The following is a 12,961-nucleotide window of genomic DNA, read 5'->3' on the forward strand; positions in this document are numbered from 1 at the left end:
TGCGGGCCTGTTTACCCTGCACATCATACCACGCGCATCGCCCCATAGGCCCGGTGCCCCGGAAAGGTCGACTTGAAATATCTGGAGGCCACCGCATCCAGCGCGTCAAGGCCAAGATCCAGCGCCGCGTTCAACTGCACCCCAAGTGCCTCGGTCCGCGCCGCCCGCGCCTGGCCGTCGGTATAATGGGGCGCGATCCGCTCGGACCAGAAATAATCCATCCATCCGTAATCCGCCACCTTGGCGATGTCGAACCCGTCAAGGGCGGCCATCACACAGCCGAGGCGCGCACCGAATATGGCCCAGTCCCCACGTTCCACATCCGCCCCGACCGAGCACCACACCTTGAGCCGATCAAGGTTGCGCGGCCCGATATGCGTCGCAAGTGCCTCGGCCCGTGGCAAGTCCGGATAGGCGTCATAGGCGATCTGACCATCGGCGAGGTTCAGCTTGACCCCTTCGCGAAATCCGGCCCGAAACGCCTGGTAGTCTGACCCCGTGACAATCACCTCGGACAGTAACCGGTTCACCTGATAATATGGCACCGTCCAGCAGAAATCGACGGCCCCTCTGGGGCCTGCCGCGTTCTCGTGGGTCTGGAGGGTCCGCAGCGTGCTGCGCGGCCAGATTTTCACCCCGCCATTGCCATAGCACAGCCCGTTCACGCCGTTGCGCGCGCTGAATGAAAACACCCGTGCCCGATCCCGTGGCGCGATGTCAAAGCGCGCTGACAGAAATTCCGGGTCCAGAAGCACGTTGTCCGCATCTATCGTGATCACATGCGGCGAGACGCAGACCTCTCCGGCGCGGCGATGTGCAGCGTCAAACCCTTTGATCCCCGCCACCCGGCGCGTGCGGGGCACCACCTTCTGGATGCGCTCAAAATGGTCCTCCGCATTGGGCTCATCAAAGCTGAGGAACACCACGTCACAGGTGCCAAGATCAATCATGGCACTCCCCATTCGGCGTGAGGGCCCAAGGTGATGATCGCGGCAGGATGCCATTTGTCCCGCAACAGGATCCGCCGCCACGCAAGATAGCTGCGCCAGTCGATCTCGGGCGCAAGGGGCGCATTGAGGGCCGCGTTTGGCAGGGTGTCATAGGCCAGATTTTCCGCGATCAGGGGCCGGTAATCGACCAGATCGACGATGAACACCGGCACCATTTCCTTGGTTCTTGCCGTCTCGCGCACCGTGTCCAGATAGGGTGCGATCTGGTCCCAGTGCAGCCCTGTGACATCGACAAGCATGATCGACATGAACCGGTCACTGTGCAGCAATCCCTCGACCTGCGCGCTGTCTGCGTTGAAGGGCCATGCCGCCTCAAACGCGTCGGCGGGGCGTTCCGATCCGTCGGCCCGGTCAGCGTTGTCATCAGGGGGGATGGCATCAAATGTCATGGTCCAAGCACCCTGGCAGGGCGCGTCCGAGCAGCGAGTTCTGTAAACAGCGCCCGCCATGATGCCCCCAAGACGGCCCAGTCGCGCGCCCGGCTGACCTGCGCCGCTGCCTTGCCGCGCGCGGCCCAAACCGCCGGTCCCTCAGCCAAGGCGGTGCCCAATGCCTCCGCCAACGCATCTGCCTCGAACAGCACCCCGGTCGAGGGCATGGTCACCACGTCCCGCAATCCGGGCGTGTCTGTGCCCAACACGCCACGCCCGAGGGTCTGCGCCAGAATGGCCGAGCCGGATGTCAGGGAGTCGGTATAGGGCAGCACCGCCATATCAGCGGCCCCATGCACCTGTGCAAGATCGGCAGTATCCAGAAATTCCATCCGGGTCATAATGCGTGGATCATCCGGGATCGACAGATCCTCCACGTCAGAGGCCCGGCGACCGGCAAGGATCAGCCGATCATCCGGCCCGGCCACCTGTCGGAACGCGTCAACAAGGGTGCCGGGGGCCTTGTAGGCGCGCATCTGCCCCGCCAGCAGCAGCACCATATGCGCGTCGTCCAACCCCAATGCGGCACGGGCCGTGGCGCGCGGAACAACAGGATAGATCCCATCGTAATTGCCATGCGCAATGACGCGCACCTTGTCCAAGGGCAGCGTGTGATGCGCCATCGCCGCCGCCAGGGCAGGCAGCGAGTGCACGTGCACCACATCCGCCAGTGCCAGCAGGCCGTTGCGGATCTGTGCGGCTGCCGCGCGCTCTCGCGGGTTGTGGGGCATAAGATTGTGCATGCTCCACACGATCCGCCCGCCCCGGTCGCGAAAGGCGGACAAGGCATCCAGAAGCCCCTGGGGTGTCATGGTACCGTTGGAGATGGCCGCCGTCTCCCAATGCAGATGCAGGACGCGGCCAGCGCTCGGCTCTGACCCAAGGCCTGCGATATCTGCCAGCGGGGTCGTAAGGACGGAGGGCCCTAGGGACCGATAAAGCAGGTCCTGATAAGGATTAAAGTCACGGTAGTCCGGGTAGAAGCACACCTCAACCGGACCGGGAGAAACGGCATTGAACATGCCCAACTCTGGCACAGGCGGCGCGTTTTGGCGAGACCACGCCGATGCGCGAGGGGCCTCAGTTGACTCGATCAGGTGCCGGTTTCTATCCTTTGACCCAGGGTAAGGGGGCCTTCTCATGCGCAGTTGGATTGTGGGACAATTGGTTTTGCTGATCGGCGTCATCGGTTTACCGGGGGCCGTGCGGGCCCAAACCTTTGGCAGCGATACGTTCACAACACAGGCTCAGGCCGAGAATTATCTGCGCCAAAGCCCGACCGGCCCCCGCGCTAAAGCGGCGTTCATGGCCATCGTGGAATTCCAGCTGGCGCGCGAAAACCCAGGTTTTTCTCGCTCTGACATCGCTCAAAGCGTCAATCTCTCGGTGCCGGGACGCTCCGCCAGCCCCGGCCAGACCACCGGTAACACTCAACGAGATGATGGCCGTGGGGATCTTTACTAACCATCTGCCGCGCCCCCGGTTTGGGGCATCGTTTCAGCGGCCCGCGCTGGCCTGCTGCGTTGTGCTGGCCGCAATCACGGTCGGATCCGCCACCCTGTCCCAAGACAACACCGCGCCGCAAAAAGCGTCCCGCGTGGCCCTCGTCATCGGCAATTCCGCCTATCAAAATGTCGAACCTCTGCCCAATCCGGCCAACGATGCGCGACTTATTGCCGAAAAGCTGTGGGAGTCCGGTTTCGAGGTGATCGAGAGCATTGATGCGGATCGCGAGACGATGCTGGCCGACCTCGCCACCTTCCGCAGCCGCCTGCGCGAGGGCAGTGAGGCATTGTTCTTTTATGCGGGCCACGGGGTGCAGGTGGGCGGGCGCAATTACCTGTTGCCGATCTCGGTCGCACCGTCTTCGATCGATGATCTGCGCGCCCAGTCGGTGGATGCGCAACTGTTCGTGGACATCATGGATGGCTCTGGCGCGCGGCTGAACATCGTGCTGCTGGATGCCTGCCGCAACAACCCGTTTGTGGACATCACCAGTCAGGATGCGGACGAGATCGCGACCCGCGCCATCACCATCGGGCAGTCGCGCGATGAGGTGCAGCGCGGGCTGGTCCTGCTGTCCGAGGCCTCGACCGGTGGGCTGGCCGAGATGACGGCCGGTGACAGCGAAACGATGATCAGCTTTGCCACTGCCCCCGGCGCGGTCGCCTTTGACGGTGTCGGCCAGCACAGCCCCTACACCGCCTCTATCGCCGAAACTATCGACGAGCCGGGCCTGGAACTGGCCGAGCTGTTTCGCCGTGTGCGCGGCGGCGTGCGCGAACGCACCGACGGCCAGCAGATCGCCTGGACCACCAGCACGCTGGAAAACCCGTTCTATTTCAAGCCCGACACCGCCAATCTGCGCGGTGCGACAACCGGGCTCGGGGCCGAAGGCGACACATTGGGCACCCTGCCCCCGCAGCGTATCGTGGACCGTATCTTCTGGCGTGCGATCGAGGGGTCCGACCGGTTGGACGCGTTCGAGGCCTATATCAAGACCAGCCCGGATGGGGCCTTTGCCGCGGACGCAAGCGCGCGCATCGCGGCCTTGGGGGGGGTACCGGACGCTGTGCGCGCACCCGACCCCGCCCTGCCGGCCTTGCAACCCCGGACCGAGGCCGCACAAACCGACTTTCGCGCAGATGTCATTGCGCGGCTCGACAGCGACGCTCACGCGGTTCCGATTGGGGTTGGTCCGTCTCGGGTCGCCCTGTCAGATCAGGGCGCGGATGGGTGGGTCTATGTGTCGCGCGCACCGCGCTTGGGCGAGATCCGCGCCGCAGATGGCACCCCATTGGCACAGGGGGCTGTGCATTACGTGCGCGTCGGTGACATGTCGGAATTCGAACCCCATGTAGGCTCCAACGGCGGGCGCGAAACGCTTGAGGGCAAAGTGCTGGGCGAAGGTGGTGCGACCGAGCCGGTCGCGGTTGACGTCGAAAGCTATGTCGATGCCTGCGACATGCTGGCGGGCAACCCCTATGACAGCGAACGGGTCACGGCGGGCACGCGCCAGTTCATTCTTGACCGAAACTTTGAAGGGGCCATCGTCGTGTGCGAGTTGGCCATCGCCCGTTACCCCGATGTGGTGCGGTTCTGGGCGCAACTGGCGCGCGCCTATCGCGCAGCGGGCCGCTATGAAGACGCACGTGTCTGGCAGGTCCGCGCGGTCGAGGCGGGATATATCAACGCCATGGTCTATCTGGGCCAGATGCATCTGGATGGACAGGCCGTCGCGCAGGACTTTGAACGGGCCTACGCGTTGTTTGAAGCGGCTGCGGCTGCGGGCGACACAGCGGCGCTGACCGCGCTGGCCTGGGTCCACCGGGCGGGCGTCGGTGTGCCGCAGGATTACGCCAAGGCACGCGAATTCTACGAACGGGGTGCTGCGCGCGGCAATGATTGGGCGATGACCAATCTGGGCGAGTTCTACAAGAAAGGGCTGGGCGTCGAGGCCAATCCCGAAGAGGCCAAGCGGTGGTATATTCAGGCGGCCAAATCCGGCGAGTTGACCGCACAGACCCGCCTTGCCCGCATGTATCAGGACGGGGATGGCATCGCGCAGGATTTTGAGCAGGCACGGTTCTGGTTCGAAACAGCCGCGTCGCGCAAGGTGCCCAATGGTATGACCCGGTTGGGTGTCATGTACGAGCAAGGCCAGGGTACCGCCCCTGATGTGGAGGCCGCCGCCCGGCTCTATGTGCGTGCGGCCCAACAAGGCGACGGCGAAGCCTATTTCCGGCTGGCCCGGCTTTATGCGTCGCAAACGCCGCTGTTTGATGACCCGGCGCGCGCTGCCTTGCTGTTTGAACGCGCGATCAAGCAAGAGGTCTATGGCGCAGAACGCGCGCTTGCCAAGCTTTACGAGACCGGGCGCGGCGTCGACAAGGACATGATACGTGCACGGGCGCTTTACAGCGTGGCCGCCAAGGGCAATCCATGGGCGGCGCGCGATGCCGGGCGGGTATTTGCCTCAAGTGACGGGGTGGAGCCGGATTTTACGACCGCCGCGACATGGTATCGCCAGGCGGTCGAGGGGGGTGTGCCATGGGCCGCGCTTGATCTGGCAAAACTGACTGAAACGGGCCGCGGTATCGACCAGAACCGCACCGAGGCGTTGGCCCTTTATGCCAAAGCGCTCAGCCTGTCGGATGATGAAAACCTTGTGCGGCTGGTCGCCGAAGGTGTTGCAAACTACAGCGCGGCCGAATTTATCACCGCCGCGCAAGTGATGCTGGCGCGCGCGGGCAAACAGCCGGGCGCTGCCGATGGACAACTGGGTGCAGGCACCCAAACCGCCCTTGCCGAAGTTTTTGCCGAGCAAGGTGTCCCCCTGCCCTCCGGGCCTATAACGATTGATATTTTAGCCATTATTTCAGCAACTTATTAGGAGACAGACAATGATGAACCGATACTTCTGTGCCGCGGCCTTGGCGTTTCCCCTGTTTTTGACGGCCTGTGACGAGGCCCCGGTGTCGTACCGTTCAACCGCTGAAGACGTCACGCGGCTCCAGTCGCTCGGGTTCAGCGTCGCCGCTCAAACCCCCTCGGGCACCCCAATGGCGTTGCGCTATACCGGGCCGATCAATGCGGCGGTGCAGTGTCGGACCCCATCGGGTCAGGCGCGCACGCCCAGGCCGCGCGCGACAGCCGCCAATGGCACCGTGGAAGAATACAAGCTGAACAGCTATGTCATGTTCGAGCCGGGCAGTGGTGCCCGTGACGGGCTTTACGTCGTCAGCAAGGCCACACGACCCTCTGCCCGCCGCGCCGCCACTAAAGTCGAGACAATCGCCTTTGCACCCGGTGAACGCGGCACCTTTGCCTCGGGCCTTTCGTGTCGGGCAACCTGATCGGCAGCGCGACACCGGTTGAAGTTGATATCCTGATCCTCACGGACATCCGCGTGGGCGATATCGCAACGCCATGTCACAGCGCCGCCATCACCGCCCTTGCAAAGGCCGGATACAGCGTGGCCGTCACTCCGGTGATCAGCGACGCGGTGCGGGCCGATCCCTATGCGGTCGATCCCGATCTGCGCGCCTTGTTCAAGGCAAGCAACATCCGCTGGATCGGGCCGGAGGCCGCCGTGACCTGTACCCTCGCCTTGGCCTTCGATGCGCGCCTCTTTGCCGCCAGCCTGACCCGTGCCCCCCGTATTGACGCACGGCAACGCGTTATCACGGTGGAGCGTCCGGCCGCCTATGCGAGCCTCGACAGGCCCGCCCGCAACCGCCTGCGCGCGCGGGCCGAGACGGTCATGGGCGGCCCGGTCCTGTGGGCCCCCACATCGATGATTGCGCGCGATGCCATGGTCTATGTCACGCCGGATTGGCCCCTGGCGGATCAGGACTGGGCACCCGTGGCTCCCGATCTGAGCCATGTGCACGCCGACGCCGCCGAGCGTGCACGGCCCACACTTGGGCGTGCACGCATCGCACGGACGCGTCCCGCATCCCCATGGCCCGCCCCGTTTCGCACCACGCCCCTTGTTGCCTTGCGCGAACGGGGGCTGGCTGATGACGCGGGCGAGGATTGGCCTCACCCTGCCCCGGTCGAGATATGGCCCGATGACCACTTGGCGATGGATGCGTTTCTGGCCAAGGTCGATCTGCTTGCCAATGCGGACCTTGCCCATGACGACCCGGTTCCGGTCGAGGCACTGATGGCGATATCGGCAGGTGTCGTGCCCTGCCTGCCCGAACCCTATCGCGAGATTTTTGGCGGTGCGGCGGTCTATGGCGATCCGCACGAGCTGGTTCAGGCGGCTGTTGACCTCACACTGAACCCCGACCTGATGGAAGGCGCGCGGCAGGCAGGCATCGCAATGCGGCGCGAGGTCTTTGCGCCCGCCCTCTTTGTGGCCCGGGTTGCGACCCTGATCGGGGCACCCTCGGTCACCCCCTTTGCGCCTGCGATCCACACAACCCCAAATGCCCGCGTTCTGTTCTATTCGACCAATGGGATCGGGATGGGGCATCTGACCCGGCAGCTGGCCGTGGCGCGGCGACTGCCCGCGCGCCTTCAGCCAGTGTTCGTCAGCCATTCGCGTGCCGTCGACACCGTCCGCCAGTTCGGCTTTGTCAGCGAACACCTGCCCTATCATACGACCTACGGGCAGGCGCAGGCTCATTGGAACATCGGCCTTGCCGCCGCACTTGAGGCCACATTTGCATTCTACAAACCGGACACGGTGATCTTTGACGGCAATGTGCCGTTCAAGGGCTTACTGAAAGCCTTGGCGCGCCGTCCGGGGATCGCCTCTGTCTGGGTACGGCGTGCGATGTGGGGGGCGGGGCGCGATATCGTCGGGCTTGAGCGGGGGGCAGCATTCGATGTTGTTGTCGAACCGCTTGATCCCGCCTGGGCCTATGATCACGGACCAACGGTCGACTACGCCGCGCAGACCCGCAGCGTGCCGCCCGTGCGCATCCTTGATGAGTCCGAACGACCCGCCCGTGCGGAGGCCTGCGCCGCACTTGGCCTCGACCCGTCAGACACAAATGCACTGGTGGCGACGGGATCGGGCAATAACTTCGACCTTGCAGGGATCACCACCCGCGTTATCGACGGGCTCAGCGGGCGGGCGGGCGTGGGGGTCGCCCTCGCTGAATGGCAAATTGCGCAACAGCGTCTGGATGTGCCCGACACCATCGCGCGGCTGAACGGATACCCGTTTGCGCAATATCTGTCCGCCTTCGATTTTGCGGTGGCCGCCCCCGGATACAACACCTTCTGCGAACATCTGGCCGCCGGTCTGCCCACGCTCTGGGTGCCCAATGAGCATGCGCAGATGGATCAGCAAATCGAACGTGCGCGCTATGCGGTTGATACGCGCTGCGGGGTGATGGTGCGCCGGGACGCGCCGTTTGACGTGGCCGGGGCGCTGTCGCACCTTTTGGACCCCGCCAATCGGGATCGGATGGCGCAGGCGGGCGCACGGCTTGCCCGGCAGCAGATGCAGGACAACGGGGCCAGCGCCTTGGCAGAGCTTGTCACCGACCTTGCCGGATCAACGATTGCACGGTTGCCGATGGAAGCGGACCACCCTGAGCCACAGGAACCGACTGACACAACACCGGGCCACCTGCCACAACAGATGCATCCTGCCTAGCAAGGACCACATCCGGTCACACGGTCCGGCGCACCCCCGTCTCGGCGTCAAAGATATGCGCCTGACCCGGCTGCACTGCAAAGCGCATGATCTGCCCATGGCTGGACGGCGCATGCACACCTTGCAGGCTTATGGTGAAACTGTCGGATGATCCGGCCAGCTTGCTGTGAAACAGTGTGTTGGCCCCAAGCGGTTCGGTCATTTGAACCAAGGCGTGAAGGGGGCCGTCTTCGGCCACATCCATATGCTCGGGCCGGATGCCCAGTTTGACCGGCCCGTCCGGCCCGTCCGGCCCTGCCGTGGCCAAGACGACCCGACCGTCAACCATCACGTTGCCATTCTTCACCTCGGCATCGATGACATTCATCGCAGGGCTGCCGATAAACTGCGCGGCAAACAGCGTGCGCGGGGTTTCATAGACCTCGAGCGGGGTGCCGATCTGCTCGACCATTCCGGCGTTCATCACGATCATCCGGTCGGCCATGGTCATCGCCTCGACCTGATCATGGGTCACATAAAGCGAGGTGATGCCCAGTTTTGATTGCAGTTCCCTGATCTCAAGACGCATCTGCACGCGCAGCTTGGCATCCAGGTTGGACAGAGGCTCGTCAAAGAGAAACACCGCCGGTTCGCGCACAATCGCGCGGCCCATCGCGACGCGCTGGCGCTGCCCGCCCGACAGTTGCTTGGGTTTGCGATCGAGCAAGGGCGAGAGTTGCAACATCGTTGCGACCTCTTCGACCTTGGCGTTGATCTGATCCTTGGGCATCCTGGCGATCTTCAGCCCATAACCCATGTTCTGGCGCACCGACATATGCGGATAAAGCGCGTAATTCTGGAACACCATCGCCACATCGCGATCCATCGGTTCCTTGTCGTTGGCACGCGCATCATTGATCAGCACATCCCCCGACGAGATCGTCTCAAGCCCCGCAACCATGCGCAACAGCGTGGATTTTCCGCAGCCGGAGGGGCCGACAATCACGATGAATTCACCATCCGCAATATCCGCGTCGATCCCGTGGATCACATGGGTGGGGCCAAAGTTCTTCTTGACGTTGTTGAGGGTAATGGTCGCCATGATGTTATTTCTCACTGTCCACAAGGCCGCGAATAAACAGCCGTTGCATGCTGACCACGACGATCACCGGGGGGATCATCGCAAGGATGGATGTGGCCATGATCACCGGCCAGTCGGCGACATCATCGCCCGACGGGAACATCTGTTTGATGCCCATGACGATGGTGTTCATTTCGGGGTCCGTGGTGATCAAAAGCGGCCACAGATATTGGTTCCAGCCGTAAATGAACAGGATCACGAACAGGGCGGCCACGTTTGTGCGGCTCATCGGGACGACAATGTCCCAGAAAAACCGCATCGGGCGGGCCCCGTCCACGCGCGCGGCCTCGGCCAACTCATCCGGGATGGTCAGGAAAAACTGGCGAAACAGGAAGGTTGCCGTGGCCGAGGCAATCAGCGGAAAGATCAGCCCGCCATAGCTGTTGAGCATGCCGAACCCCGCGACCACCTCATAGGTGGGCACGATGCGCACCTCGACCGGCAGCATCAGAGTCAGAAAGATCATCCAGAAAAAGACGTTTCGCCCTGGAAAGCGGAAATAGACGATCGCAAAGGCCGAGAGCAGTGAAATAACGATCTTGCCCACCGCGATCCCGATGGCCATCACAAGGCTGTTGAACAGCATCGTGGCCACCGGCACGTTGACGCCCGAAAACAGCGCCGCCGCGTAGTTTTCCCAGAACCGGTCGCCCGGCAGCAGCGGCATCGGCGGGCGCACGATTTCGGCTTGGGTCACGGTGGAGGCCACAAAGGCCAGCCAGATTGGAAAGAAGATCACCAGCACGCCCAAAATCATCAAAACGTGCGTCAGCCACAGGCCCGCCCCACGCTTTTCCACCATCCCATGAACTTCGCGCGCCATCAGTAATGCACCCGCTTTTCAACGAACTTGAACTGGATCACCGTCAGCAGCCCCACAACGATCAGCAAGATCACGGATTGGGCCGAGGATGAGCCAAGGTCCTGCCCCACAAACCCGTCCGAAAACACTTTGTAGACCAGAATTGTGGTCGATTGTTGCGGCCCGCCCGAGGTGATCGTGTGGATCACGCCAAAGGTCTCAAAGAAGGAATAGACCACGTTGACGACCAGCAGGAAGAAGGTAGTGGGCGAAAGCAGCGGCAACACAATGGTCCAGAACCGTTTCCAGAATCGCGCCCCGTCAATGGCCGCCGCTTCGATCACCGATCTTGGGACCGCCTGCAGGGCCGCAAAGAAAAAGAGGAAGTTGTAGCTGATCCGCCCCCAGGCCGAGGCGACGACAACCAGCCCCATCGCTTCGCCCCCGTTCAGCACGTGGTTCCAGTCATAACCCAGATTGCCCAGATACCATGACACGACGCCGACGCGGGTGTTGAACATGAACAGCCACAGCACCCCCGCCACCGCCGGAGCGACCGCATAGGGCCAGATCAGCAGCGTGCGGTAGACACCCGACCCTTTGATCAGCCGATCCGCAATAACGGCCAGAAACAGCGCCGGGATCATCGAACACAGCGTGACCAGAATGGAAAAGACCGCGGTGGTCACAAAGGACGCGCGGTAGAATTTGTCGCTGAGCAGGAATTCAAAGTTGCCCAGACCCACGAATTGCGAGGACAGCCCGAATGGGTCCGGAATGAACAGCGATTGCCAGATCGCCTGCCCTGCGGGGTAAAAGAAAAACACCGCTGAAATCAGAACCTGAGGCGCAATCAAAAGCGCCGGCAACCACCAGCCACGAAACGTGACGCGTTTTTCCATGTCGCTGCCCCTGCGAAAATTAGCCCAAAGAAAAATGGGCAGGCCCGATGCTGGCCCGCCCCGATTGCCGTCCGTCTAGCGGTTGGCGGCTTCAAAGCGGCGCAACAGCGCGTCGCCTCGTTCCTTGGCGCTGTCCATCGCCTCTTGCGCGGTTTTGTCGCCCGCCCAGATACCTTCCAGCTCTTCGTCGATGATGCCGCGGATCTGATCGAATGACCCAAGACGCAGACCTTTGGAATTGGCCGTCGGCTCCTTGGCGGTCATCTGGATCACAGCGACGTCCGTGCCGGGGTTCTGTTCATAAAAACCGACTGCGCGGGTCGCAACACCCGCCTCGGCTGTGATGGGCAGATACCCTGTGTTCTGGTGCCACGAGGCTTGCACGTCCGAGGACGACAGGAAGCTGAGGAATTCGCCGACACCTTTGTATTCGGCATCCTCATGGCCCGACATCACCCAAAGGGAGGCCCCGCCGATGATCGTGTTTTGCGGTGCGTTACCGACACCTTCCCAATAGGGCAAGGGGCGCACGTCAAATTCAAACTCGGCCTCGGAACTTATGCCCGCATAGCCCGCCGAACTTTCGGTAAAGAGCGCACATTCGCCCGCTCGGAAGTTTGCACCGCCCTCATTGCGCCGACCGGTATAGATGAATTTCCCGTCGCGAGCCCACTCGCCCATCGCCGTGAGGTGCGCAACCTGTGCCGGGCCGTTCAGCGCCAGCTCGGTGTCGAGCCCGGCAAAGCCGTTGTCCCGCGTCGCAAACGGCACGTCATGGTAGGCCGAGAAGTTTTCAAGGTGGATCCAGCTTTGCCACGCGGTCACAAGGCCGCATTCTTCGCCGCCCTCTTTCAGCTGATCCAGCACCGCACCGACGTTCTGCCATGTGGACAGGTCCGTGTCGGGGTCAACGCCCGCTTCCTGCATTGCATCCCGGTTCACCCACAGCACAGGCGTGGACGAGTTGAAGGGCAGCGACAGCATCTCGCCATCGGTCGAGGTGTAATACCCTTTCACAGCACCAATATAAGCATCGGCGTCAAACTCGGCACCACTTTCGGCCATCACTTCGTGCACGGGTTTGACCGCACCACCGGCCGCCATCATCGTGGCTGTGCCGACCTCGAACACCATCAGGATATGGGGCTGCTCGCCCGCCCGGAAGGCGGCAATCCCGGCATTCAGCGTTTCGGAATAGTTGCCCTTGTGGCTTTCGACGACGACATAGTCGCTTTGACTGGCGTTGAACTCTTCGACCTGAGCCTTGACCAACTCGCCAAGACGGCCTGTGAAGGCGTGCCAGAATTGGACCTCGGCCTGCGCCGAGGCGACCATCGGAAACAGGATAGCAGTGGATGCGGCAAGACCGCCGAGCAGTGATTTTTTCATTCTTCCTCCCATGCACCGGTATTGGTGCGTTGCCATTGGTTGCCGTACGTTTGTGTCGGCACGCGCTTTTGACCTGCAAAACGTGACACGCATGCGACAAAAACTCAAGCTGGGCCGGAATTTCTGCGAGGACGCGATATTCAACATTCAAGGCACCGCGTTGTTGCAGCAGGTGAGGTATTTTGGTGTC

Annotated in this window: 11 protein-coding genes; 4 read left to right on the plus strand and 7 right to left on the minus strand. The window is 62.6% G+C overall.

Translation table 11 applies throughout. The annotated features are described in order from the left end of the window. Positions 1-23: 23 nt before the first annotated feature. Genes Q0859_RS04705 through Q0859_RS04715 form a run of 3 tightly spaced genes read right to left on the minus strand, consistent with a single transcriptional unit; the run spans position 24 to position 2,463 of the window. Entirely contained in the window at positions 24-950 is a 927-nt protein-coding gene (locus Q0859_RS04705; protein ID WP_299148070.1) for a hypothetical protein, read from the minus strand. Further along, positions 947-1,399: a hypothetical protein gene (locus tag Q0859_RS04710; RefSeq protein WP_299148072.1), complete on the minus strand. Its 453-nt coding sequence runs from the start codon at positions 1,397-1,399 to the stop codon at positions 947-949. The genes Q0859_RS04705 and Q0859_RS04710 overlap by 4 nt, the downstream gene beginning before the upstream one ends. Continuing rightward, entirely contained in the window at positions 1,396-2,463 is a 1,068-nt protein-coding gene (locus Q0859_RS04715; RefSeq protein ID WP_299148074.1) for a glycosyltransferase family 4 protein, read from the minus strand. The genes Q0859_RS04710 and Q0859_RS04715 overlap by 4 nt, the downstream gene beginning before the upstream one ends. Positions 2,464-2,581: 118 nt before the next feature. On the opposite strand from Q0859_RS04715, the gene Q0859_RS04720 reads away from it, so the two are divergent. The 4 genes from Q0859_RS04720 to Q0859_RS04735 are packed head-to-tail and all read left to right on the plus strand — an operon-like array spanning position 2,582 to position 8,558. After that, on the plus strand, positions 2,582-2,905 hold the full coding sequence (locus tag Q0859_RS04720) for a hypothetical protein (RefSeq protein ID WP_299148076.1): 324 nt from the start codon (positions 2,582-2,584) through the stop codon (positions 2,903-2,905). Next, complete coding sequence (locus Q0859_RS04725; protein ID WP_299148078.1) at positions 2,889-5,834, plus strand: caspase family protein; 2,946 nt, start codon at positions 2,889-2,891, stop codon at positions 5,832-5,834. The genes Q0859_RS04720 and Q0859_RS04725 overlap by 17 nt, the downstream gene beginning before the upstream one ends. Before the next feature lie 10 nt (positions 5,835-5,844). Beyond that, positions 5,845-6,297 (plus strand): pyruvate/2-oxoglutarate dehydrogenase complex, encoded by a 453-nt coding sequence (locus Q0859_RS04730; protein ID WP_299148080.1) that lies wholly within the window; start codon positions 5,845-5,847, stop codon positions 6,295-6,297. Then, positions 6,282-8,558 carry a glycosyltransferase gene (locus Q0859_RS04735; protein WP_299148082.1) on the plus strand — a complete coding sequence of 759 codons (2,277 nt, stop codon included), beginning with the start codon at positions 6,282-6,284 and terminating at the stop codon, positions 8,556-8,558. The genes Q0859_RS04730 and Q0859_RS04735 overlap by 16 nt, the downstream gene beginning before the upstream one ends. 16 nt (positions 8,559-8,574) lie before the next feature. Here Q0859_RS04735 and ugpC read toward each other — a convergent pair whose 3' ends face one another. The 4 genes from ugpC to ugpB all read right to left on the minus strand — a co-directional run bounded on the left by ugpC (position 8,575) and on the right by ugpB (position 12,771). Continuing rightward, entirely contained in the window at positions 8,575-9,639 is a 1,065-nt protein-coding gene (gene ugpC / locus Q0859_RS04740) for a sn-glycerol-3-phosphate ABC transporter ATP-binding protein UgpC (RefSeq protein WP_299148084.1), read from the minus strand. A 4-nt stretch (positions 9,640-9,643) separates the two neighbouring features. After that, a complete protein-coding gene (gene ugpE / locus Q0859_RS04745; RefSeq protein WP_299148914.1) occupies positions 9,644-10,480 on the minus strand; it encodes a sn-glycerol-3-phosphate ABC transporter permease UgpE in 837 nt (278 codons plus the stop codon). A 20-nt stretch (positions 10,481-10,500) separates the two neighbouring features. Next, positions 10,501-11,382, minus strand: coding sequence for a sn-glycerol-3-phosphate ABC transporter permease UgpA (ugpA, locus tag Q0859_RS04750; RefSeq protein ID WP_299148086.1), 882 nt, complete (start codon positions 11,380-11,382; stop codon positions 10,501-10,503). Between the two features lie 75 nt (positions 11,383-11,457). After that, positions 11,458-12,771, minus strand: coding sequence for a sn-glycerol-3-phosphate ABC transporter substrate-binding protein UgpB (gene ugpB / locus Q0859_RS04755; protein WP_299148089.1), 1,314 nt, complete (start codon positions 12,769-12,771; stop codon positions 11,458-11,460). Between the last annotated feature and the right edge of the window lie 190 nt (positions 12,772-12,961).

The sequence above is a fragment of the uncultured Tateyamaria sp. genome, from assembly GCF_947497045.1.
GTDB lineage: Bacteria > Pseudomonadota > Alphaproteobacteria > Rhodobacterales > Rhodobacteraceae > Tateyamaria.